The organism is Pseudoalteromonas sp. HF66, from assembly GCF_011806445.1.
Classification (GTDB): Bacteria; Pseudomonadota; Gammaproteobacteria; order Enterobacterales; family Alteromonadaceae; genus Pseudoalteromonas; species Pseudoalteromonas apostichopi.
On record NZ_JAATOU010000003.1, the window covers coordinates 40,522 to 64,828 of the forward strand.

At 41.7% G+C, this 24,307-nt stretch carries 25 protein-coding genes; 19 read left to right on the forward strand and 6 right to left on the reverse strand.

Annotated features, from left to right (window positions below):
• The first annotated feature begins 62 nt into the window (after window positions 1-62).
• Window positions 63-1,079, forward strand: coding sequence for a DUF5924 family protein (locus HCZ11_RS04520; RefSeq protein ID WP_167657770.1), 1,017 nt, complete (start codon window positions 63-65; stop codon window positions 1,077-1,079).
• Window positions 1,080-1,088: 9 nt separating this feature from the next.
• Here HCZ11_RS04520 and HCZ11_RS04525 read toward each other — a convergent pair whose 3' ends face one another.
• Window positions 1,089-1,583 (reverse strand): M48 family metallopeptidase, encoded by a 495-nt coding sequence (locus HCZ11_RS04525; RefSeq protein WP_130051226.1) that lies wholly within the window; start codon window positions 1,581-1,583, stop codon window positions 1,089-1,091.
• Between the two features lie 22 nt (window positions 1,584-1,605).
• Window positions 1,606-2,454, reverse strand: a complete 849-nt coding sequence (locus HCZ11_RS04530) for a DUF72 domain-containing protein (protein WP_167657771.1) — start codon at window positions 2,452-2,454, stop codon at window positions 1,606-1,608.
• 227 nt (window positions 2,455-2,681) lie between these two features.
• Between HCZ11_RS04530 and aspS the strand changes: the two genes are divergently transcribed.
• The 5 genes from aspS to HCZ11_RS04555 all read left to right on the forward strand — a co-directional run bounded on the left by aspS (window position 2,682) and on the right by HCZ11_RS04555 (window position 6,689).
• A complete protein-coding gene (aspS, locus tag HCZ11_RS04535; RefSeq protein ID WP_130051228.1) occupies window positions 2,682-4,451 on the forward strand; it encodes an aspartate--tRNA ligase in 1,770 nt (589 codons plus the stop codon).
• A gap of 109 nt (window positions 4,452-4,560) precedes the next feature.
• Window positions 4,561-4,767, forward strand: a complete 207-nt coding sequence (locus HCZ11_RS04540; protein ID WP_058585269.1) for a hypothetical protein — start codon at window positions 4,561-4,563, stop codon at window positions 4,765-4,767.
• Complete coding sequence (locus HCZ11_RS04545) at window positions 4,767-5,354, forward strand: pentapeptide repeat-containing protein (protein ID WP_130052273.1); 588 nt, start codon at window positions 4,767-4,769, stop codon at window positions 5,352-5,354. Before HCZ11_RS04540 ends, HCZ11_RS04545 begins: the two co-directional genes overlap by 1 nt.
• 14 nt (window positions 5,355-5,368) lie before the next feature.
• On the forward strand, window positions 5,369-5,956 hold the full coding sequence (locus HCZ11_RS04550) for a GNAT family N-acetyltransferase (protein WP_167657772.1): 588 nt from the start codon (window positions 5,369-5,371) through the stop codon (window positions 5,954-5,956).
• Window position 5,957: 1 nt separating this feature from the next.
• The gene (locus HCZ11_RS04555) at window positions 5,958-6,689 is read left to right on the forward strand and encodes an alpha/beta fold hydrolase (protein WP_130051230.1); all 732 of its coding nucleotides are present in this window, start codon (window positions 5,958-5,960) and stop codon (window positions 6,687-6,689) included.
• Window positions 6,690-6,696: 7 nt separating this feature from the next.
• On the opposite strand, the gene HCZ11_RS04560 is transcribed toward HCZ11_RS04555, so the two are convergent.
• Window positions 6,697-7,584, reverse strand: a complete 888-nt coding sequence (locus HCZ11_RS04560) for an MBL fold metallo-hydrolase (RefSeq protein WP_130051231.1) — start codon at window positions 7,582-7,584, stop codon at window positions 6,697-6,699.
• Between the two features lie 238 nt (window positions 7,585-7,822).
• On the opposite strand from HCZ11_RS04560, the gene HCZ11_RS04565 reads away from it, so the two are divergent.
• Both HCZ11_RS04565 and HCZ11_RS04570 read left to right on the forward strand, forming a co-directional pair.
• Window positions 7,823-8,665, forward strand: coding sequence for an isopenicillin N synthase family oxygenase (locus HCZ11_RS04565; protein ID WP_130051232.1), 843 nt, complete (start codon window positions 7,823-7,825; stop codon window positions 8,663-8,665).
• Window positions 8,666-8,868: 203 nt separating this feature from the next.
• Entirely contained in the window at window positions 8,869-10,275 is a 1,407-nt protein-coding gene (locus tag HCZ11_RS04570) for a DEAD/DEAH box helicase (protein WP_130051233.1), read from the forward strand.
• A gap of 62 nt (window positions 10,276-10,337) precedes the next feature.
• Here the strand turns inward: HCZ11_RS04570 and HCZ11_RS04575 are convergent, their stop codons facing one another.
• Together HCZ11_RS04575 and HCZ11_RS04580 are read right to left on the reverse strand one after the other, a co-directional pair.
• Window positions 10,338-11,084 carry a DUF3307 domain-containing protein gene (locus HCZ11_RS04575; protein WP_167657773.1) on the reverse strand — a complete coding sequence of 249 codons (747 nt, stop codon included), beginning with the start codon at window positions 11,082-11,084 and terminating at the stop codon, window positions 10,338-10,340.
• On the reverse strand, window positions 11,081-11,698 hold the full coding sequence (locus HCZ11_RS04580; protein WP_167657774.1) for a hypothetical protein: 618 nt from the start codon (window positions 11,696-11,698) through the stop codon (window positions 11,081-11,083). Before HCZ11_RS04580 ends, HCZ11_RS04575 begins: the two co-directional genes overlap by 4 nt.
• Before the next feature lie 155 nt (window positions 11,699-11,853).
• Here HCZ11_RS04580 and HCZ11_RS04585 point away from each other — a divergent pair, with 155 nt between their 5' ends.
• From HCZ11_RS04585 to HCZ11_RS04635, 11 genes are all read left to right on the forward strand, one after another.
• On the forward strand, window positions 11,854-12,348 hold the full coding sequence (locus HCZ11_RS04585; RefSeq protein ID WP_167657775.1) for an NYN domain-containing protein: 495 nt from the start codon (window positions 11,854-11,856) through the stop codon (window positions 12,346-12,348).
• 372 nt (window positions 12,349-12,720) lie between these two features.
• Complete coding sequence (gene nagK / locus HCZ11_RS04590) at window positions 12,721-13,635, forward strand: N-acetylglucosamine kinase (RefSeq protein ID WP_130051237.1); 915 nt, start codon at window positions 12,721-12,723, stop codon at window positions 13,633-13,635.
• Window positions 13,635-14,747 (forward strand): N-acetylglucosamine-6-phosphate deacetylase, encoded by a 1,113-nt coding sequence (nagA, locus tag HCZ11_RS04595; RefSeq protein WP_167657776.1) that lies wholly within the window; start codon window positions 13,635-13,637, stop codon window positions 14,745-14,747. Before nagK ends, nagA begins: the two co-directional genes overlap by 1 nt.
• A gap of 61 nt (window positions 14,748-14,808) precedes the next feature.
• Window positions 14,809-15,939, forward strand: coding sequence for a transmembrane glucosamine N-acetyltransferase NagX (gene nagX, locus HCZ11_RS04600; RefSeq protein ID WP_167657777.1), 1,131 nt, complete (start codon window positions 14,809-14,811; stop codon window positions 15,937-15,939).
• 210 nt (window positions 15,940-16,149) lie between these two features.
• A complete protein-coding gene (gene nagB / locus HCZ11_RS04605; RefSeq protein WP_167657778.1) occupies window positions 16,150-16,944 on the forward strand; it encodes a glucosamine-6-phosphate deaminase in 795 nt (264 codons plus the stop codon).
• Window positions 16,945-17,058: 114 nt separating this feature from the next.
• Complete coding sequence (gene nudC / locus HCZ11_RS04610; protein WP_130051241.1) at window positions 17,059-17,976, forward strand: NAD(+) diphosphatase; 918 nt, start codon at window positions 17,059-17,061, stop codon at window positions 17,974-17,976.
• A gap of 19 nt (window positions 17,977-17,995) precedes the next feature.
• Window positions 17,996-19,174, forward strand: a complete 1,179-nt coding sequence (locus HCZ11_RS04615; protein WP_130051242.1) for a cystathionine beta-lyase — start codon at window positions 17,996-17,998, stop codon at window positions 19,172-19,174.
• A 114-nt stretch (window positions 19,175-19,288) separates the two neighbouring features.
• Entirely contained in the window at window positions 19,289-20,107 is an 819-nt protein-coding gene (locus tag HCZ11_RS04620; protein WP_167657779.1) for an ABC transporter permease, read from the forward strand.
• Window positions 20,104-21,012, forward strand: coding sequence for an ABC transporter ATP-binding protein (locus HCZ11_RS04625; protein ID WP_130051244.1), 909 nt, complete (start codon window positions 20,104-20,106; stop codon window positions 21,010-21,012). The genes HCZ11_RS04620 and HCZ11_RS04625 overlap by 4 nt, the downstream gene beginning before the upstream one ends.
• Before the next feature lie 2 nt (window positions 21,013-21,014).
• Complete coding sequence (locus HCZ11_RS04630; protein ID WP_130051245.1) at window positions 21,015-21,389, forward strand: PH domain-containing protein; 375 nt, start codon at window positions 21,015-21,017, stop codon at window positions 21,387-21,389.
• A gap of 220 nt (window positions 21,390-21,609) precedes the next feature.
• Window positions 21,610-22,398: a putative porin gene (locus HCZ11_RS04635; protein WP_130051246.1), complete on the forward strand. Its 789-nt coding sequence runs from the start codon at window positions 21,610-21,612 to the stop codon at window positions 22,396-22,398.
• A 57-nt stretch (window positions 22,399-22,455) separates the two neighbouring features.
• Here HCZ11_RS04635 and HCZ11_RS04640 read toward each other — a convergent pair whose 3' ends face one another.
• Window positions 22,456-24,306 (reverse strand): M2 family metallopeptidase, encoded by a 1,851-nt coding sequence (locus HCZ11_RS04640; protein WP_130051247.1) that lies wholly within the window; start codon window positions 24,304-24,306, stop codon window positions 22,456-22,458.
• Window position 24,307 lies beyond the last annotated feature (1 nt).

Here is a 24,307-nt window from a genome sequence, read left to right on the forward strand (position 1 = left end):
AAAGCCTACATTCATCCAATTTATGCTTTACTCATTAAGCCTTAAATGGATTTGATGATTGCATGAATTACTTAAAAAACTTTATAACTAAATTTGTTTTCATGATGCAGAAGCGGCCGGGGTTGATGGCTGTGTTGGCTTTTTGCAGTGGTGTGGCAAGTTTTGTCTTTGTTGAGCGAAAAGAGTCGTTTTCGCAGCTTATCTCTATTTTGTTATTAGTTACTTGGTTGTGGTTGTTAATAGATAACTGGCTAAGAGATAAAGTAGAGGAGCGTTTTGGTGTGGCGGTGTCGCCCAACGTGATGCGCTTTGCGCTGCAAGTTGTGCAGCAAGAAAGTTTGTTTTTTGCCTTACCATTTTTCTTGGCGGTGACAACTTGGGACCATGGTCAGGCCGCGTTTACCGCTTTAATTATACTTTGTGCGTTCGTTTCTGTTGTTGATCCCCTCTATTACAAAAAGCTTGCAAGGCACAGTGTCTGGTTTAGTGTGTTTCATAGCTTCTCTTTATTTGTCGTGCTGTCGGTTACCTTACCTATTTTATTAAAGTTAACGACCAGCCAGAGTTTTGAAATTGCGCTGATCACGGCTGTTATTTTAACGATTCCAAGTCTTGGCAATTTGATGCCAAATGCGAAATGGTGGCGTTTCCCACTGTTGGTGTTATTGCTTTGCGCTTTAAGTGCTGGGCTTTGGCAATTACGCAGTTTTGTACCCCCTGCGGCACTGCGTTTAACTGATATGAGCATGTCGTATCAGCTTGATGAACAAGCCCGTAAACCGCTTTCGCCAATAACAGAACTCACTGAGCAGAGCTTGCATGGAAAAGGTTTATATAGTTTTAGTGCGGTAAAAGCCCCTCGAGGTTTAGATGAAAAAATCTTCCATGTATGGGTACATAATCGTAAAGAAGTTGACCGCATAGCCTTGGATATTTCTGGTGGTCGCAAAGAGGGCTATCGTGCCTGGAGTCATAAAACGAATTTCCCTGCAAATGCTGCAGGAAAATGGGTCGTTAAAGTGGTTACCGAGTCAGGTCAGCTGATAGGACAGAAAAGGTTTGAGGTAACTAAAGTCTAGCTTATAGCTTTAGTACGGATTTTTCCCTTCACCTACCAACACACTGAATATTCTCAAATCCAGTTCTAGTTGATGGTATTGCGGTTCCATGTGGCAGCAAAGTTGATAGAAGGCTTTGTTGTGGTCTTTTTCTTTAAAATGAGCCAGCTCGTGTACGACGAGTGCTTTGAGAAGTGGTTCAGGTGCGCGAAGTAGATCGCTATTAATGGCAAGGTCGTGTTTTCGGGTTTTACCTTGCATACGGAAAGTATGGGTGCCTAAGGCATTTGTGACCATATCGCCTTGTTTTTTGAACGCGGCACGGCCAAATGGCAGGGCATTTTTAAGGTAACGCTTTTTCAATTCAGTGGCGTAATTGTATAAAGCTTTATCGCTGGTAATGCTATGTGCATCTGGGTATTTGCTTTTTAGGTATTTGGCAGCTCTGTCACCCTTAAATAACTGTAACACTTGCTCAATGATATGGGGCGGGTAACCTTGAAAATAACGGCTGTAATCTTTCATCTTTTCTCTAATAAATCGGGCGCTAAAATAAACTGCTTTGGCTTGCTTCGCGTTCACCTAAAAACGGCGCAAGCACGGGGTGATTGTAACCTAAATCTTGGCAAAACTGTCTTGCTAAAAGTGGTGACTGGCGATTATCTGCGGTATGAAAAAACAAATAGGGCGATTTTCCTTCATCAAGCCATTGTTTTACTTTTTTCAGCCAAGGCTGGTAATACGATTTATATTCATGTTCAAGGCTGGCAATCACAAAGCGCAGCATTGGCTGATCTCCTGTTGCAATGGCATGCACCGGTAAATAGGGCTTTTTCTTTTGCGCATCAATGAGTGCATCGGTATCGGCGGGTACAGCAAATAAAGCGCGGGTATCCATGCTTATGCGGTCTATATTGTTTTCAATTAATAGCTGATTTAAACGAATTTCAGCATCATCTTTGTTAAAAAAGCCTGGGTGACGTACTTCTACACCGTAACTAAGTTGCTTGGGGAGTTGTGCAATAAAATTAGCAAGCAGTGGCAGTGCTTCTGGTCCAAAGGCGCGGGGTAGCTGCAACATGACTTGCCCCGTTTTAGCAAAGATTGGCTCAAATAAGTTTAGCCATGCATTAAGTTCATTATTTATATTTGTCAGTTGTAATTCGTGACTAAAACGACGATGAAACTTAAAAGTAAATTTAAAATCTTCGGGTACCGCATCATGCCAGCGCAATAATGACTCATGACTTGGGTCAGCATAAAAACTGGTGTTGCCCTCGACTGAATTAAAGCTTTGCGCATACTCACTGAGCATGTCGGCGCTTTTACAGTGGCTAGAGAGTAAATTTCCTTTCCATGCGGTGCTAGACCACTGCGGACAACCTAAATACAGCATTAAATCAACCAATAAATTGAAACTGTGCTTAGTGTAACAAAAGAAATGTTTGCTCAGAAGTCGGGGGGTATATTTAGCCCCCGACAGGCACTGCTGGCACTCGCATTTTGAGATGGTTTGGGTATAATGCTCTGCCTTAAATGATTACTTTGTATAGTGGCTTTTGCTCTCAAAATAGCGAACTCTTAAGAGCAGGCGGCTATAAGTCTTTAACTGACAGGAATACTATGCGCTCTATATATTGCGGACAGCTAAATAAATCTCACGTAGATCAAGAAGTTGAACTATGTGGTTGGATCAACAAACGCCGTGACCTTGGTGGCCTTATCTTCGTCGATTTACGTGACAGAGAAGGTTTAGTACAAGTTGTTTTTGATCCTGAAGTAGAAGGATTAATGGATACTGCGAATAAACTACGCCAAGAGTTTTGTGTGCAGTTAAAAGGTGTTGTTCGCGCACGCCCTGATAGCCAAGTAAACAAAGACATGGCAACAGGTGAAGTTGAAATTTTAGGCACAAGCTTAACTATCATCAACCGTTCAGAGCCATTACCACTTGATTTTAATCAGCAAAACTCTGAAGAGCGCCGCTTAAAATACCGTTACCTAGATTTACGTCGTCTTGAAATGAGCGACCGTATCAAACTTCGTGCAAAAGCGAGCAGCTTTGTGCGTCGTTTCTTGGATGACAACGGTTTCTTAGATATCGAAACACCGGTACTAACAAAAGCAACACCAGAGGGTGCGCGTGACTACTTAGTACCTAGCCGTGTTCATAAAGGTAGCTTCTACGCTTTACCTCAGTCGCCACAGTTATTTAAGCAATTATTAATGATGTCGGGCTTTGACCGTTACTATCAAATTGTTAAATGTTTCCGTGACGAAGACTTACGTGCAGACCGTCAGCCAGAATTCACACAAATCGATTTAGAGACGTCATTCATGAGCTCTGATGAAGTGCGTGCAATGACTGAGAAAATGATTACAGAAATGTGGCAATCATTATTAGACGTTGACTTAGGCGACTTCCCAGTGATGCCATACAGCGAAGCAATGCGTTTATATGGTTCTGATAAACCAGACCTACGTAACCCAATGCAGCTTGTTGACGTTGCTGATTTAGTAAAAGACGTTGAGTTTAAAGTATTCTCAGGTCCTGCTAATGACGAAAAAGGCCGTGTTGCTGTATTAACTGTACCTGGCGGTGCTGAGCTTTCTCGTAAACAAATCGACGATTACACTAAATTCATCGGTATCTATGGTGCGAAAGGTCTAGCTTGGATGAAAGTGAACGACCGTGCTGCGGGCGTTGAAGGTGTGCAATCACCAATCGCTAAATTCTTAAACGAAGAGGTGATCAACCAATTACTTGAGCGTACTAATGCGCAATCTGGTGATATCATTTTATTCGGTGCTGATAAGCGCAACGTTGTAAACGAAGCAATGGGTGCATTACGTCTTAAGATTGGTGTTGATTTAGGCATTACTGATCTTGATAGCTGGAAACCTTTATGGGTTGTTGACTTCCCAATGTTCGAAGAAGACGACGAAGGTACATTGCATGCGGTTCACCACCCATTCACTGCACCGAAAGGTATTTCTGCCCAAGAGCTTGAAGCAAACCCAGCTGCAGCATTATCAGATGCATACGATATGGTATTAAATGGCTACGAAGTTGGTGGCGGTTCGGTACGTATTCACAATGCCGATATGCAAGAAACAGCATTCAGAATCTTAGGTATTGATGCACAAGAGCAACAAGACAAGTTTGGTTTCTTACTTGATGCACTTAAGTACGGTACACCTCCGCATGCGGGTCTTGCGTTTGGTCTTGACCGTTTAGTTATGCTGTTATGTGGTACTGACAACATTCGTGACGTGATTGCTTTCCCTAAAACAACGCAAGCATCATGTTTATTAACAGATGCACCAAGCAAAGCAAATGCAGATGCATTAACTGAGCTAGCAATTAATGTTGTAGCGAAAGACGCTGAATAATTCATAATAAACTGAATTATAAGACTTTATGAATAATAACCCTAAGGTATATGCCTTAGGGTTTTTTTGTGCTTAAATGAATATTTAGTATGTTCTTCAAGGAGAGAAAATGAATATCAATGCAACTTTAATCGGCCAAATAATTGTTATTTTAATCCCTGTGTTTGCCGCTATCAGCTATTACTTAGGCAAGCGTAAAACCTCAACACCAATTGTGGTGGCCGTTATTGGTGGATTATTAGCGCTTATTCCCTTGTTTGGTCTTATTTTTATTGCAGTTCTTGCGCTTAAACAAGATATTGAGACCACCGCGTGATCGTAAGCCACTCGCTTTATTTTGAACACACCTTTGAAGTAAACCTAGTAGACCAAACATTTTCGCATTGCGAATTTGAGCAATGTGAATTTATCGACTGTGACTTTAGCAATAGTCAGTTTGAAAACTGCCGGTTTATAGAGTGTGAGTTTAAAAACTGTAATTTAGCTGCGCTTGGGCTTAGATACACCTCACTCGAAGAAGTGAACTTTAAACAGTGTAAATTAACCAGTGTGCGCTTTACTGATGTTGATTGGCCGCTACTCGCTAGCCGTGCTCCAGTGAGTTTTATTGGCTGTGAGCTTAGCCACAGCAGCTTTTTTGAGCTTAGCTTAAAAGCTTTAAAAATGCGTAGCTGTTTTGCCAAAGATGTTGATTTTAGACATGCAGATTTATCTTCTGCTGATTTTACTGATACTGATTTTCGTGACAGCTTGTTTCAACAAACCAATCTCAGTAAAGCTAATTTTATAGGTGCTAGTCACTTTGCTATTGATATAACAGCTAACAATATCAGTAAGGCCAAATTTGAACGTTATGCCGCTTTGGATTTATTAGCAGGGCTCGACATCGAGCTGGTGGATTAAAGTTAAGGAAAGTTATGGATTTAAGTCCCATCTTTTTGGAAGGTCAATTTGTTAAATTAGTGCCGTTAACGCTTGAGCACCGTGATGCTTTAGTAAGCGCCGCTTCAGATGGAAAGCTTTGGGACCTGTGGTTTACCTCGGTGCCCAATGAAGAACGTGTTGACGATTATCTAACTATGGCGTTTGAACAACAAGCACTTGGTCGCGCATTACCATTTGCTGTCATCGATAAACACACTGATGAGGTGATAGGCTCAACTCGCTTTTGTAATATTGACAGTAAAAATCGCCGTTTAGAAATTGGCTATACCTGGTATGCCAAGCGTTTTCAGCGTACTGGGGTTAATACTGAATGTAAAAAACTGCTGCTGAGTTATGCATTTGAAACGCTTAATGTGATTGCTGTTGAGTTTCGTACCCATTGGCATAATCAGGCTTCGCGCAATGCCATTGCTCGCTTAGGAGCAAAACAAGATGGGGTTCTTCGTAATCACCAAATAATGGCCGATGAATGTGTACGCGACACCGTGGTGTTTTCAATTATTGATGGTGAGTGGCCGATGGTTAAACGCAGCTTAGAATTCAAATTAGAGAAGTCATAGCATGTTAAATATTAAAAAGGCGGCGCTAATGCTCGCGTTAACCCTTAGCGGACAGACAGCCTTTGCTAATCAAACAGAGATACTGTTTGATACACAGCGAGCTCGCCATATTCCGGTGACCATTACAGTAGCCGATAGCAAATGCACGATAAAGAAAAAATGCCCAGTGGCGTTTATTGGGGCAGGCTATGGTATGGCGCATACAGACTATCAATTTGCCCAGCAGGCCTTCCATCAGCATGGTTATTTAACGGTTGAAGTTGCTCATGAGTTAAAAGGCGATCCGAGTTTAAACCCTGAGCCACCATACATGACCACACGCATGGAAAACTGGCACCGTGGTGTACAAACCCTTGAGTTTTTAGCCGTAGAACTTGCAAAGCGTTATGCTGAGTATGACTTTAATCAGCTCACTTTATTTGGTCACTCAAATGGGGGTGATATTGCAGCATTATATGCCGCTATTTATCCCGCTAAGGTTTCTAAATTGATCACCCTCGATCATCGTCGTATGCTGACCCCAAGGAACAAAAATATTGCTGTACTGACACTACGTGGTAGCGATTACCCAGCAGATGACAACGTATTGCTTACGCAGCAAGAACTCGCTGTATACCCAGTGACGCAAATTAAGCTTAAAGATTCGCGCCATAACGATATGTATGATGGTGGCCCAGAAGCGCTTGTCGCACGTATGAGTAAAGAACTTAATACGTTTTTGGCACGTTTTTGATGCTCAGTTAAAACTGAGCATCAATATCGCTGCGAAAATTAAAATAGCCCATCTCGACAAGGTTGTTATACACACCCTCAATATTCAGTGGTAGCCATTGCTGGTACATTTTTAAATGGCTGTATTGGGGCAAGCTTATTTCTTTTTGTAAGGTAGCAAGGTTTTTACCTTTTAACATGCCATCGCGAACGGCAGTGTGTAAGTCTTCAATGTAGTGTAAGTAAGAGACAACATCATCGCGGTTGCCTGTATCAGCATGGCCACCTATAAATGCAGCAAACGCAGGTTCATTTAACACGGCTTTGGTTGAATGCAGCATGCCGTTAATATCGTAACCAATCAGATTTTTATATGGCATGCGGCCAAGTACAATCCAATCAACAACATAAAGTACATTGGCAGGCATAAAGCGCATACTGACATTACCACGGCCATTATTTGGCCCATAGTAATTAAGCTGCACGTAGCTATCACCTAAATCGACTTTGAGTGTATCGGTAAAAGTAAGATCAGGCAGGGCAGTAGGCACTTTATTCAATTTAAGGTCCTCAGCTGCAAACTGATGAGCGACGACAGTTGTGTTGGTATCGATTAGCTCATTACCGCCCATCGCATGGTCAACATGGCTATGGCTGTATAGCATGTATTTGATATCTGCGTTAAAGGTTTTCTTTATATAGCGTTTTAAGTATTTTGCGGCATCGCTATTAATAGGATCCGTTACCAAGGCAAGGTTATCAACAATCATAAAAGCACTATGATAATGGCCGGCAGTAAAGCGATATACATTATCTTTAATATTTTCGACTTTATAGTTTGCTTGCACAGCTGAGATGACCGGATTGGTAACGAGTATGAGCGCACTGAAAAGTAAAATTTGCAGCCTTGTGAACATAAGCGATCCTTTCGTGTTGAAACGTGTCTTATTAACCATATCAAAGTTTATGTAATAGTACGCATTATACTACTTAAAGGCTTAGTTGATCTGTATCAAACTTAAGGAGCTAAGCTAGGCAGGGGCGGACATAAGTCCTTATGTTTTTGCTTGTGTTTCTCTATTCTCGCGAAGCGCTATAATGAAGAAATGCTATGCTTAGCACAGACTTCTAGAACCTTATTCACTGGAAAAGACAATGCAACATTTACCTACCGTTGATTATAAAGCGAGCGATGCGGCCGCTCAATTTGTTGAGTCACTAAGAAACACAGGTTTCGGTGTATTAAAAAACCACCCAATACCTCAGTCATTAGTTGAGTCTATTTACAAAAATTGGCAAGAATTCTTTAATTCTGAGCAAAAGCATGAGTTTTTATTTTCAAAAGAAACACAAGATGGTTACTTCCCACCATCAGTGTCAGAAGTTGCAAAAGGCTTTACCGTTAAAGATATTAAAGAGTACTACCACGTTTATCCAAAAGGCCGTGTTCCAGCACAGCTAGAAGAAGAAATCCGTGAGTACTATCGCTTAGCCAATGAGTTTGCGGCAACATTATTAAGTTGGGTTCAGGCAGAAGCACCAGAAGAGGTGCGTGCTAAGTTCTCTATCGACCTTAAAGATATGATTGCTGACTCTGAGCAAACACTCCTGCGTATTCTTCACTATCCACCAATGACTGGTGATGAAGAGCCAGGTGCAATCCGTGCGGCAGCACACGGTGACATCAATTTATTAACTGTATTACCAGCGGCGAATGAACCCGGTTTACAAGTACAAAAAACAGATGGTGGTTGGTTAGACGTACCATGTGATTTTGGTAACCTGATCATCAATATTGGTGACATGCTACAAGAAGCGTCAGGTGGTTACTTCCCATCAACTATTCACCGCGTGATCAACCCAACGGGTAAAGCGTCAACGAAATCACGTATTTCGTTACCACTATTCTTACACCCGCGTCCTGATGTTGTGCTTTCTGAGCGCTACACTGCAGACAGCTATTTACAAGAGCGTTTACGCGAACTTGGTGTTAAGTAAAGATTAGCTATACCCAAACCACCTCAAGGTGGTTTGGGTATATAAGATAAAGCGGCATCAGAGCCGCTTTTTTTATACCTAAAATTATTCTGCTAAATCCACCATTAAGTACTAGTTTGTAAATAATTCCATGCATTATTGACTATCCTAGGTATAATGCGCCCACTTCGCCGTATCGGCTGAATTTTTTAAAGAGAGATAGTATGAGTTTTGATGGGTTAGGTTTATCACCAGCTTTAGTAAATGCAGTTTTAGAAAAGGGCTATGAAGCACCAACGCCTATTCAATCACAAGCTATCCCTGCGATCATTGAAGGTCGCGATGTTATGGCCGCAGCGCAAACTGGCACAGGCAAAACCGCGGGTTTTACGCTGCCGCTAATTGAGCGCTTGTCAAAAGGCCCTAAAGCAGGTGGCAATAAAGTACGTGCATTAGTATTGGCACCAACTCGTGAGCTTGCTTTGCAAGTAAGCGAAAATGTTGAGCAATATGCTAAGCATTCAAATGTCAGCTCATTTGTAGTGTATGGTGGTGTTAAAATTAACCCGCAAATGATGCGCCTTCGCAAAGGTGTTGATATTTTAGTGGCAACACCAGGTCGTTTATTAGACCTACACAATCAAAATGCTCTTAAGTTTGATGATTTAGAAGTACTGATCCTTGATGAAGCCGATCGTATGCTTGATATGGGCTTTATCCATGATATCAAACGTATCATTGCTAAACTGCCAACTAAACGTCAAAACCTGATGTTCTCAGCGACTTTCTCTGATGAAATTCGTGAACTTGCAAAAGGGCTAATTAACGATCCGGTTGAAATTTCAGTTGCAGCAAAAAACACGACCGCTAAATCGGTTACTCAATCAGTTTATGCACTAGATAAATCGCGCAAAACAGCATTACTTAGCCACTTGATCCGTACTAACGATTGGCAACAAGTATTGGTATTTTGTCGTACCAAACATGGTGCTAACCGTTTAGTTAAGCAGCTTGAACGCGATGATATTGTGGGTGCTGCCATTCACGGAAATAAATCGCAAGGCGCTCGTGTTAAAGCACTCGAAGGCTTTAAATCAGGTGAAGTGCGCGTACTAGTGGCAACCGATATCGTTGCCCGAGGTCTTGATATTGTTGAGCTACCTCACGTTGTTAACTACGATTTACCGAATATTTATGAAGATTACGTACACCGTATCGGCCGTACAGGCCGAGCAGGTGCATCGGGTCATGCTATTTCGTTTGTGACAGCTGAAGATGCAGTTGATCTTTACGGTATCGAACGTTTTATTGGTGAATTGATCCCACGCGCGACTGAAGCAGGTTTTGAACCAAGCAATCCCGTGCCTGAACGAGAGCTTGATGCACGCCCAATTAAACCCAAAAAGCCGAAAAAAGCCAAACAGCCGTTTTCTAAGCCTAAGTCGGATAGTAAAAAACCAAATAGCAATGGCAGTGGCATAGGTCCACGCCGTGGTGGTTCTGGGAAAAAATCTAATGCCAAGAAAGCAAGTGACGAGCAAACACAAAGCCCATGGGCTAAGCGTCAGTCTGTAGGGGGGAATTCTCAGCGCAGACGTCGCCCTAAGAATGATGGCTCAAATAACAGCTAATTTATTGGTTAATTAATATAAAGCGCGCCTGTGTTGGCGCGTTTTTTTATGGGTCTGCAAAGTCACACGGCTTTAAGGTAATTAACGGCTAAACCAATAAATAAAGTCACGCTGACACTGAGTAAGGTACCGAGCATAACGTATTCAGTCAGTTTTTTATCTCTACTGGCACTTAAATCACCAAAGCGGAATACGGATTTTGCCGCAAGTAAAAAGCCAACGCCTGAAAATTGGTCCAGTAAGATAAATGTTAGCATCAATACCCGCTCAAGCATGCCGATACTTTGCCCCGCAGCTGGTAAACTGCCCGTGGTGCTAAAGCCAGATGTGATCCGCTCTAACATCATTCGAATAAACACCGCTGTTGGATTTAAAATTAATAAATAGCCACACAGCACCCATAATGTTGCCGGTTGCATCAGCCATTGCCAGCTATGTGTAAAAAACTCATCGTTTTCGCTTAACCATATAGCCAGTAAGAACAAGATAACTAAATGTGCAAGTTGGTCGACAATAAAAGGAACCACACCTTTACTTGAGTAAGATTTAGCAAGGTCGATTAGATAGTGTGTAACCATAATCACTGCCGTGGCGATAACGACGTTTGAAAGCGCTTGCCAGCCATAATTAAACTCCCAAAATAATAGTACCAAAAATGAGCTAGCACCGTGGATGAGCACGTGCAAGTAAAGTTTACTGGCACGAAAGTGACGCGTATTTCTGTCATGTACCCAGCTCATAGGTTGCCAGTAAAAGTCGGCAATTAAATGCGCTAAAATTAAGCTTACGATAAGTAATGAAAAACTCATGTTGTCATTCCTTTGAGTGTGGTTTGGCTGTACTGTATAAAACGTTCAATTAATTGGTAGTGAGCCAAATTTAATAGCTTTGTGACATTGGCTCGGCTTGTTGCGAGTTCTTTAGCAAGTTCGGCATGGTTGTTGTGTTCTGCTGTTAAATAATAAAACAATGCATTTGCTTGTTTTTGACTCATTTTTTCAAGTAATACTTCTATTAGTTCAATATTGAGTAAAAAACCCTCTTCAAGGGGTTGATTGTCTATTTGTAAAGTGAGCCGTTGATGGCCCATATTATCTAACCCCCGGCCAGATAGAGTATAGGCGCTGCCTGTGGCTGTTTTTATATCGGCACGGGAGTTATCGAGTGAGCCAATAGCCAAACTTTGTCGCAGTTCGTAATTGGCTGCTTTCATTTGCAAATACAACAAAATTGCAGCATGACAGACCTGCTCTGGCTCTGTTAACTGTATTTGCAATGCATCGCCACGATATATGCTAAAACTTGCATTAAAGCGCTTGGCAACAAAGCGTAAGCTTTGATCAAGCTGATACAGCATGGCATCGTATTCTTGTTGTGGAATTTTTTGTGATTTAATTAAATCACCGCTGATCACCGCAATCATTATGATCCCCTAGGTTAAGTAACTTAATTTAGTTACATCGCGTTAAGTAACCAAATTTGGTTACTTTGTTTTATGTAACCAATTTAGGTTACTTTTTCGTAAATATCAACCTAGATATGCTACAGTGAACACAAATCACTAAAAACAGAAAAATTATGTCAGCAGTTGATAAGCCAAGAGTCGGTATCTTTGTAGATGTACAAAATATTTATTACACCTGTAAAGAAAGCTACAAGAAAAACTTTGATTACAATGCCTTTTGGGCACAGATGAGCGAACGCTATGAAATTGATTGCGCCATTGCGTATGCAATTTATCGTGGTGATGAAAAGCAATCGCAGTTTCAAAATATTCTGCGCGCAATTGGCTTTGAGGTAAAACTGAAACCTTTTATTCAGCGCAGAGATGGTAGTGCGAAAGGGGATTGGGATGTTGGCATTACCATTGATATGCTAGAGCATGCCAAGCAGCTCGATAAAATGGTATTACTTTCGGGTGATGGAGATTTTGCGTTATTGCTTGGCCATTTAGCGAATAAGTATCAGCTACCGTGTGATGTCTATGGGGCAGAGCACCTCACTGCCGATATTTTAAAGCAAGCCGCAGCTGAATTTCACTGTATTGACGATTCACTGTTGTTATCAAGGTAGAAAAAAATATTCCATTTTAAATAAAATGTTTAACTAAAGTATTATTTCGGCTAAGCTTGCATTAGTTAAACTTGATGATGAATAAAAGAATAGTCACTCACAATGCGCTAAATTATGCAAAAAAGTATAATTTAAGGTGTTATAGGACATCGTTGATGTGGTTTCTAATTTTCTTTTCTATTAAATAAAGCTATTTAATTCAACAAATTAAAAATAAATATAAAAGTTATACGAAATTTTATAAAAAATATAATGACAACGCTGTCATTTGTTGTGTAACATTAAATCAACAAAGGTTGAGATGATTTCGCATTCAGATAATAAAAATAATGCGATTTAGATAAAAACTAAACGAAGGCTAGGGGTCGTTAAATGATGGCGAAGAGTGTGAATGAGGACCAATTGTTTATTGGTATTGATGGTGGCGGAACGAAATGTCGAGCAACTATCTACTCTGTTAAACAAGGTGTATTAGGAACTGGCCTAGGTGGTCCTGCAAATCCATTACATGGTTTGGAACGTACTCTCGAATCAATTATGGTCTCAACACAATTAGCGCTTCGTGATGCTGGTTTACCACTTGATACAGTTCATCAGCTTTATGCCGGCTTAGGTCTGGCGGGTGTTAACCTACCTAGCTTGTATGACAAGATTATGGAATGGGAACATCCATTCAAACAAATGTTCCTCACGACTGATTTACATACTGCTTGCATTGGTGCACATGAAGGCAGTGATGGTGCGGTGATTATCACTGGCACGGGCTCTTGTGGTTTTTCATGTGTAAATGGTCGTACAACTAACTTTGGTGGTCATGGTTTTGCCCTAGGAGATAAAGGCAGTGGCGCATGGATGGGGCTTGAAGCAATAAAAGCGACCTTGCTAGACCTTGATGGTCTAGGCGAATCAACAAATTTAACTAAAGTGATCACTGAGCATTTTGCTGCTGATAATGCGATGGCAATTGTTGAGCAAATGTCTGGTCAGCCTTCGAGCAGTTTTGCTAAATTAGCCCGTTATGTATTTGAAGCAGCCAATAACAATGACAAAGTTGCCGTTGCGATAGTCAAAGAAGGCGCAGATTACGTGAGCAAATTAGCGCAGCGCTTACTTGAGAATAAGCCTCCACGTTTATCTATGATTGGCGGTTTAGCTGAGCCTCTGAATAAGTGGCTTGCAGAAGATATTGCTAAACGAGTTGAGACACCTATTCAACCACCTGAAATGGGCGCTGTTTATTTTGCTCAGCAATCTGTACTAGAACAAAGTCAAGAGGTAGGTTTGTAATGATGATTTATCATGCGAGCAAATTGTTTACCGGTGAAGAATTTTTATCAGATGTGTATTTTAGCGTCGACAATGGTGTCTTTAAACGTGTTGAAGCACATGCTGATGCTGTTGAATTAACAGGTTTAGTCACCCCTGGTTTTATTGATGTTCAAGTTAATGGCGGTGGCGGGGCATTTTTTAATGCAGAACAAACGCCAGATTGCTTAGATAGAATAGCCAAAGCGCATGGTCAGTTTGGTTCAACAGCGATTATGCCAACGCTTATTACCGACAAAGTAGAAGTAATGGCAAAGGCCGCTGATGCAACCGCACAAGCAATTGCTGAAGGGGTTCCGGGCGTTATGGGCGTGCACTTTGAAGGGCCACATCTTTCCTTTCCTAAAAAAGGTACCCACAGCGAGCAATTCATTCGTCCAATCACAGAGCAAGAATTTGCAATTTATGCACGCCAAGATCTAGGCATTAAAATCGTTACCTTGGCTCCTGAGAATGTTAGTGCTGATGATATCGCTCGCTTAGTTGAGTGTGGCGTAAAAGTATCTATTGGCCACACTAATGCGGACTTTGCGACTACCAATGCAGCACTTGCTGCTGGTGCTGATGGATTCACCCACTTATTTAATGCTATGTCAGCATTTACATCACGAGAACCGGGTGTTGTTGGTGCAGCACTTTGGGATGATAACAGCTGGTGCGGCTTAATTGTTGATGGTCATCATGTACACCCATCATCAGCAAAATTAGCAATTCGCACCAAGCAGCGCGGAAAAATTATGTTAGTCACAGATGCAATGCCACCTGTGGGTACTGACGATATGGAGTTTGATTTCTTTGATGGTCGTAAAGTCATTCGTACTGGCGATCGATTAAATTCAACTACCGGTGAATTAGCAGGCAGCGTACTTGATATGGCAAGTGCGGTGCGCAACACAGTGAATACATTGGATGTTAGCCTTGCTGAGAGCTTACGTATGGCATCACTTTATCCTGCACAATATTTAGGTTTACATAAAAAAGGTCGCTTGCTGAGCGGGTTTGATGCTGATTTTGTTGTGCTAGATGATAATCAATATGTAAAAGCGACATATATAGCTGGTAAAGCTTTGTAAGAACTTCCCTGGAAAAATCCCCGCCGAAGTATCGCGGGGCTTTTTGTATTAAAGGTAAACAATGACAACAACACAACCAACAAGAAAACGTTTGGCATCGCTGGATGCATTGCGTGGCATGGATATGTTTTGGATATTAGGCGGACAGTCACTATTCGCAGCGCTATTCGTTTTAACAGGCTGGACTGGCTGGAAAGTTTTTGAAGCACATACAGTACATAGCGTCTGGCATGGTTTCACATTTTACGATCTGATTTTCCCATTATTTATCTTCTTATCGGGTGTGGCGATGGGGCTAGCCCCGAAACGCATTGACCATTTGCCTTTTGAGGAACGCAAAGTTTATTACCGTAAGGCGGGAAAACGCCTTTTACTATTGTGTTTATTAGGTATTTTGTATAACCACGGCTGGGGCACTGGTATGCCAATGGCTTTGGATGAAATTCGCTATGCCAGTGTACTTGGGCGAATCGCCATTGCATGGTTTTTCTGTGCTATGTTGGTTTGGCACACCAGTTTACGAACGCAAATTATAACCGCAGCGACTATTTTATTGGGCTATTGGTTACTGCTTTGTTTTGTGCCTGTGCCAGGCGGCAGTGCTGGTGACCTTTCAGCAGCAGGGAGTTGGAATGCATGGTTTGATGCACACTTACTGCCAGGTATTAGTTATCAAAACCGTGTGGTAGACCCAGAAGGTGTATTGTCGAATATCCCAGCGATTGTCAATGCTTTAATGGGCGTGTTTGCAGGTCAATTAGTCGCCCGTGCTCAGCAAATTGGCGAGTGGAAAATGACCGCATTATTGTTTGCTGCAGGGATTGTAAGTGTCTGTTTAGGTTGGTTATGGGACTTACAGTTCCCAGTAAATAAAGAGCTTTGGAGCAGTTCATTTGTGCTTGTAACGGTTGGTTGGAGTGCCATGTTGCTAGCCGTATTTTATGCACTGGTTGATATTCTGCCGGGCCAGCGCGCCGCGTATCCTTTTGTGATCATAGGTGCAAACTCAATTATTATTTACTTAGCGTCAAGTCTTGTGAATTGGGGTTATGTAAGCCAAAGCGTTTTTGGTGGTGTGGTTCGAGCTGTGCCAGAGGTATGGCAACCCCTGATGGCGGTGATTGCGTTATTAGCAGTACAAATGCTGGTATTGCATTGGATGTATCGCCGTAAGATCTTTGTTAGTGTTTGATAATTATTAAACACTAACAAAAAGAGTAATTTTTTATTCACTTTTACTTTACAAAGGTAAAACTAGAAGTGATAATGACAGCGTTGTCATAATGGTTATAGCTACTGCATCGTATCCTGGCAGTGGTTTGATCTAAAACCCAGCTCGATTGCACGTGGGGTTGGGTTTTAGGTCCCATTTTTTTCCAACTTATAATTAGAGCTAATCGATATGCAAATAGTGATTCTTGATGATGCAGCCCAAGTTGCAGCTTATGGTGCCAACATCTTTGCTAAACAATTACTAAAAAAACCAGCATCAGTGCTTGGCCTTGCTACAGGTTCAACACCCGTTGCCTTGTATCAACAACTGATCGAAAAAAATAAAGCAGGCGATATTTCGTTTAGCCAAGCGACAACATTTAACTTAGACGAATACTTAGGCTTAACTGGCGAACATCCACAAAGTTACCGCTACTTTATGAATGAGCAGCTGTTTAACCATGTTGATATCGACAAACAGAACACCCATGTACCGCCGGGTGATGCAGTAAACCCGCTTGTTGCTTGTACTGAGTACGAACAAAAAATCCTAGCAGCTGGTGGTGTTGATATACAGCTACTTGGTATTGGCCGTAATGGTCATATTGGTTTTAACGAACCATCTTCAGGTTTGACATCACGCACGCGTGTTAAAACACTTACGAAAGCGACAATTGAAGACAATGCACGATTTTTTGCCGAAGGCGAATATCAACCACATTTATCAATCACTATGGGTATTGGCACCATTTTAGAAGCTAAAAAAGTGGTACTTTTAGCAACCGGTGCAAGTAAAGCAGATGCCGTTCACGCCATGGTTGAAGGTCCGTTAATGGCTAAATGCCCAGCCTCAGCACTGCAACTTCATAAAGATGCCGTAATCATCATTGATAAAGCAGCAGCGAGTAAATTAGAAGATTTAGAGTTCTATCGGCATATTGAAGCTGAGAACCAAAAACTACAAGCGCATCTAGCGACCTTGTAAAATTGTGAGAGAGAATAAAAAAGCCCTGTTTGGGCTTTTTTTATGCCTGTAATAAATTGGGTTTATCATCCGCTTATGGTAGTTTTACTAAGTAAACTATTTTCAAGGAACGCCATGCTGAATTACTCTCAAATGCCATTGGATCGTGCATCAAACCGCCGCAAAGATCCTAAGTGGCTAAAGGCTCAAATGAATTCTCAGAGTCGCTGGTTATTAGTCAATAACAATCAAAGTTTATTTGTTAAAGACAGTCCTGAAGTGTGTTATTTACGCTTATCTCAAGTGGATCATCTCGATTTATCAAAAGGCATTTTATTGGGGTTAGACGACGATGATGTGGCTCATTTTGCATTAGATGTCAGCCATGAACCAGACTCACTTATTGAGCCAATGCTCAACGGCGCTGAGTTTGTTGATATTCGCAAGTTGGGCCCACAAGTTGAGCTTAAACAAGGCTCAATTGCAGCACTGGCAAGAGGCTTGTGTTTTTGGCACGCAACGCACCGTTTTTGTGGTCGTTGTGGTCATGAAAATAATATGGTTGAAGCTGGGCATTCGCGTTTATGTGAAAACCAAACTTGTCAGCATCAAACTTTTCCGCGAACCGATCCTGCCGTTATTATGATCGTTACGAAAACTTTTTCAGACGGAATAGAGCGTTGCTTGCTGGGCCGTCAAGCAAGCTGGCCTGAGGGTGTTTTTTCAACACTTGCAGGTTTTGTTGACCCAGGTGAAACACTAGAGCAAGCCGTTGCCCGTGAAGTAATGGAAGAAGCGGGTGTTGCTGTTACAGATATTCAATATATAGCTTCACAGCCCTGGCCATTTCCATCATCAATTATGTTTGGCTTTATGGCCACAGCAGTTTCAGAAGATATTCAGGTAGATAAAGACGAGTTAGACGATGCAAGATGGTTTAGCCGTGCTGAACTTAATGAATTCGGCCAATGGCATGAGCAGGGCAGCCATCTTAAACTAACCCGGCAAGATTCTATTTCTCGATTTTTGGTTGAGCACTGGCGCAACCTGTAAAGCACAGCTTGGACAAATTATGACAAAGACAAATAAAAATACCCAAATCGTCTCTGCAGGGCGTAAAAAAGCGTATACACAAGGGGTTGTGAACCCTGTCGTACAACGTGCATCAACTGTGGTATTTGACTCAGTTGCCGACTTAAAAGCTGCGGCTAAGAAACGTGGCGATAAAACTTTATTTTATGGCCGTCGCGGTACGACGACGCATTTTGCTCTGCAAGAAGCAATTGCAGAGCTTGAAGGTGGTGAGGGTTGTGCGCTTTACCCATCAGGTGCGGCTGCAATCAGTAATGCCTTGCTATCGTTTGTGAAAACGGGTGATCATATTTTAATGGTGGATACAGCTTATGAACCTACCCGTGATTTTTGTGACAAAATACTTGCTGGCTTAGGGATTGAAACAACCTATTACCCGCCGGGGATCGGCGCAGGGATTAGTGAGCTTATTAAAGATAACACCCGTGTATTGTTTTTAGAATCACCTGGCTCAATCACCATGGAAGTGCAAGATGTCCCAGCGATGGTTGCTAAAGCAAATGAGTGCGGTGTTATGACCATGCTAGATAACACTTGGGGTAATGGTCTGCATTTTAGACCGCTCGAGCATGGCGTTGATATTAGTATTCAAGCGGCTACAAAATACATTGTTGGTCACTCAGATGTGATGATGGGTGTTGCTGTTGCCAACAAAAAGTATTGGCCAACACTTCGAGAAAATTCATACCTACTTGGTCAATGTACCTCTGCAGATGATGCCTATTTAGCGCTACGTGGTCTGCGTACTATGGCTGTGCGTTTAAAACAACATGAACAAGCAGCCATAGAAGTGGCTAAATGGCTTGAAACACACCCTTTGGTTGATCATATTCGCCATCCAGCCTTTGCAACGTGCCCTGGTCATGAGTTCTTCAAACGAGACTTTGATGGCAGTAACGGCTTATTTTCATTTGTAATGAAGCAGGGTAATCAACAAGCGATTGATGCCTTTTTAGATAGCCTGCACCATTTTAAAATGGGCTTTTCATGGGGCGGTTATGAGAGCTTAGTCACGGCAAACTTGAGCATGAAAGGTCTTCGCTCTGAAACTGGTTGGTCGCAGGGCCCAGTGATAAGGCTACACATTGGTCTTGAAGATGTGGCTGATTTACTAGCCGACCTTGATCAAGCACTGGCTGTGTACGAAAGCCACCTCTAGGTTAAAGTTTATACTTTGTTACATAAGACCTGCTAGTCGGGTCTTTTTTTTCTGGTAATTCAAGCTGTTTCAACTTAGTGTAATTCTAATAATAAAATTCATTAAGGATTATGAGTGACGCAGTTACATCCTAAACGTCTTGCACAAATTGCCCAATTTGAGCTGGTACGACTATTTTTGACCAAGCGTGGTTTGTTGGCGGTTGCCGCTTTTGCCATTTGTTGGCTACTTATTTTACGCTATCCCATTGCCCAATCTGTGACCTTGATTAGCTCACCTGATTTTGCCGACTTTGCTAGGCAGGCATTTGGCGCCATTGGCATCAGTAAATTACTTGATTGGCCTGAATCTGAACTGGCCGTTTATTGGCTGATTGCTTTATTTAGTTTCCCAAGCTTTTGTTTGTTTTTATGTAGTGACCAGACAGTGGGCGACAGACAACGAGGTACGTTACGCTTTTTATCACTTAGAGCCACTCGCTCAGAAATTATCATTGGCCGCTTTTTAGGACAGCTATTAATTTTAGCGGCACTGTTGTTTGTTACTTTGATGGCAACGGTTGCAATGCTCGGTTATCGTGAGCCAAGTTTGCTGCTTTCTGGCTTATCGCGAAGCTTTATGTTGTTATTTTATTTGCTTGTTGCGGTTATGCCTTTTATTGCCCTAATGAGCTTTTTGAATACCTTTGCTCGTTCATCGCGTCTTGCATTTGTATTGGCTATTTTGTTCTTTGCTGGCGGTAATATTGTGATTGGCTTACTAACATGGCAATGGCCTGCATTTGAGGTTTTAAATTACATATTTCCGGGCTATCAACTTGATTTAATGGCTGGTCAACGTGCCGGCGTAACACTTGCTCTTGGTTTACCACTCTTACAAACTGCAGTGTTATTGATTGCTGGTGAACGAATTTTTTCGAGGAGCTCACTATGACCGTTTTAATTCAAGCACAAGGTTTGTCAAAAAACTATGGGGCTAAACGAGCGCTAGATAACGTCAGCTTTGAAATAAATAAAGGGGCTCCAGTGGCGCTGGTTGGTCCAAATGGTGCGGGTAAAACGACCTTATTTAGCTTGTTATGCGGCTATATTTTACCTAGTTCAGGAAAATTATCGGTAATGGGACATACCCCAGGGAGTGCGGAGTTATTTGGTAAGCTAACGGCATTACCACAAGATGCACAGCTTGATCCTCGCTTTAGTATTGCGCATCAACTTAACTTTTATGGTCAATTACAAGGGCTAAGTGGTGCGGTTCGTAAAAAAGAAACGGCTCGTGTTTTAGAGCTCGTTGGTTTGTCAGAAGTGGCTAAGCAGCGACCAGATGACCTTTCTCATGGTATGCGTAAGCGAGTGACGATTGCACAAGCCTTGATTGGTTCACCAGAAATAGTGATGCTTGATGAAGCAACTGCGGGCCTTGACCCAATTCATGCTCGTGAGGTGAGAGAGCTGGTAAGTTCTTTAAGTAACGAAGCAACATTTATTTTAAGCTCCCATGACTTGACTGAGCTTGAGCGTTTATGTTCTCAGGTGTTACACCTTGATAAAGGTATTTTAAGTGAACATCAAGCCCGTTCAAGCACTCAAGATAACAAACACTTTATTACGCTACAGTTGAATCAACAATATGATGATGTAGAAGCAAAGCTTGCTGGCCTTGCCCACGTACATCATGTTTATATGAGCCAAGCAAAAGAATATGTGATCGAGTTTGAGAAAACAGCCGAGCCTTTTGATATCAATCTTCTACACTTTTGTTATCAACAAGGTTGGCAGTATCGTCAACTGGTGAATGGTCACACACTCGAAAACCAAATCTTTCATAAGGAGAGCTAGTTATGGGGCTATTAAGTGGATTAATGGGTAACGCAAGTGAAGTTGATAACGACGATTTAGAAGAACTGCTTGCCAATACCCTGATTGATGGTGAAACAGTACAAAGAGCCTATAAAGTCATTCGTGATATGTTCATCTTTACAAATAAAAGATTGATTATCATTGATAAACAAGGTGTTACTGGTTCAAAAGTTGAAATGTTGAGCATTGCTTACTCAAAAATTACTAAGTTTAGTAAAGAAAGTGCCGGGCATTTTGACCTAGATGCTGAACTGAAAATTTGGGTTGGTTCAGATCCAACACCAATTAGTAAAGACTTTAAAGCAGGAGATAACATTAATGAGGTTTATAGAATTATAAGCCAGTTTGCTTTATAAGGTACTGACACACTTTATTTTTTCTTTGAAAGTTGGCTCAGAGGCGAAAGTTTCGGCCAACTTTTTCTTTACATTTGCCGACACTTTATTACAATTAATCAAGTAAAAACAAATGCTTAGTTAAGTTCTCATTCAGTTTTCTCACGTTAGCATGTGCCCAACTTAGCCATCAGGCTAGTTTTCAACAGCAATGAAACAATGTTAATAGGGAAATCTGTTTATGAAAAAGTTAGCAGTTATTATTTCGAGTATGCTTCTGTCAACTGCCGCGACTGCTGCGGATAGTTACCAATCAATCAGCCATTTAGGGTACATGGACACCGATGGCAACGACACAGTAAGTGTTGATTCAACATATTACTTCGCACCAAAGAAAACAATGGGTCCATACGACCAGTTTGAATACATTAACAGAACAACCAACGTGTTTGGTTCGTACGCTGATGATGACTTTGGTGATGTGACTAACATCGGTGGTGAATACTTCGTACAAGATTTCGTAATCGGTGCAGGTTACAGCAACTACGATTACGGTTCAGATACTGATTTATTCAACGTGTCTGCAGGTTACTTCTTTAATCCTAACCTTCTTCTTAAAGCGACATTTATTGACGTAGAAGACGGTGATAACACAGTAATGTTTGACCTTAAGTACAATCATCAGCTTAACAGCACTGATTACTTAGGTTTTACTTTCACAGCTGACGACGAGTTTGATTACCGTGCAGTAAATGCGAAATACTTCATGGATCTTAAACAAGGTAACTACCTAACAATTGAAGGTACAATCTTAGATACAGACGATAGCGGTAGCTCTTGGGAACTAGGTTCAAACTACTACTTCTCTAAAGCAACATCAGCTTTTGTAACCTTTAATAAAGAAGATGACTACAGCTTTGGTGCACAGCACTTCTTTAACAAAAACGTTGGCTTAAAAGCAGGTTATGCAAACAACTGGGATGACTCAGATTACGATGCATACTTTGCAAACGTAAGCTTACAGTTTTAATCATTAATTTGATGACATAAAAAAGCCCGCATTATGCGGGCTTTTTCGTTTTTATCATTACCAACCGCACTGGCGGCCTTCATTTTGCTCATCAAGGTATTTTTGTAACGGTGCAAAGTAATCTAAGATTGCTGTTGCATCCATTTCTTCTTTACCAGTGATCGTCGCAAGAGCTTCTTGCCATGGGCGGCTTGAACCCATTTCTAACATCGCATTTAGTTTTTCACCCGCCTCAGCAGAGTTGTAAACTGAGCAGCGGTGTATCGCTTCTTTGTTACCAGCAATTTCACATAAACTTCTGTGGAAGTCGAATTGTAAAATGTGTGCTAAGAAATAACGCGTGTAAGGCGTGTTACCTGGTACGTGATATTTTGCACCCGGATCGAAGTCTGCTTCGCTACGTGCGATAGGCGCTTGTACACCTTGGTATTTTTCACGTAATTCCCACCACGCTTTGTTGTAGTTCTCTGGCGTTACTTCACCTGAGAAAACTTTCCAGCGCCATTGGTCTACTAATAAACCAAATGGGATAAATGCTACTTTGTCTAATGCCATTTTCATTAGTAGGCCAATATCTTTTGACTCATCAGGCACTTCGTCTAATAAACCAATTTCTTTTAAATAACCCGGTGTAACCGAAAGCGCAATGGTGTCACCAATCGCTTCGTGGAAACCATCGTTCGCACTCTCTTGATAGTAAACAGGCTGATTTTTGTATGCACGTTGATAGAAGTTATGGCCTAGCTCATGGTGAATAACAGAGAATTCTTCACCTGTACGTTGAATACACATCTTAATACGCAGGTCATCTTTGCTATCAATATCCCATGCTGAAGCATGACACTGCACGTCACGGTCTTGTGGTTTAGTAAACAGTGAGCGTTCATAGAAAGTATCTGGCAGTGGCGCAAAGCCCATCGATGTAAAGAACTTCTCAGCACCACGTACCATTTTAAGTTCGTCGTAATCGTGCTCAGCTAATAGCTCTGTTACGTCATAACCAGGATCGGCATTTTCAGGTGCGACAACATCGTAAATGTTACCCCAAGTCTGTGCCCACATATTACCTAAAAGGTGTGCTGGGATAGGTTGGTCTTGTGGTACTTTATCTTCGCCATATTTTTCACCTAGCTTGGCACGAACATGACAATGTAATGAATCATAAAGAGGTTTAACTTGGCCCCAAATACGGTCAAGCTCTTTTGCAAAATCATCGGCTGGCATGTCGTATTTACTACGCCACATAGCACCTGTATCCGCATAACCTAGCTCTTTTGCGCCTTCATTGGTTAAAGCAACTTGTTGTTCATACAGTGGGCGCATTGGTTTTGAAACCTGACGCCAACCTTGCCATAAATCAAGCAATTCATTGTAATCACGGCTCGTTGCCATTTTAGCGGTCATTTCGCCAAGGCTTAAACAGCTACCATCTTCTTTACAGTATTTACCTTTACCATATATACCACCTAACTCAGCAACTAACTGCGAGAGTTTTGCTGTTTTTTCAGCATCTTGTGGTGCAGGTAAAGTGAGCGCTAGTTTTAGCTTATCAAGTTTACGGCGTGCATCGTAATCAAGTTCTAAACTATCAAATTTTGCAGCTTCATTAGCAAGGCGTACAACGGCTTCGGTCATTTTGCGATTAACTTCAGCAGATAGCTCAGCAGTATCATAGGTGATGAAGTTGGCATAAATCCACTCAGCGCGGCTTGCTTCTAAATAAAGCGCACTTAATTCTTTTTCAGTATCGGCGATAAATTTAGCGGCATCTTGTGCGGTTACTTGACTTGTTTGGACTTCAGTCGTTGTCGTTTTTGTACTCGCAGCGTCATCATTACAGCCAGTAAGTGCAAGAGCACTCGCTACCATAAGTGCGCTCATACTGAGCTTAAATGGAGTCTTTTTCATA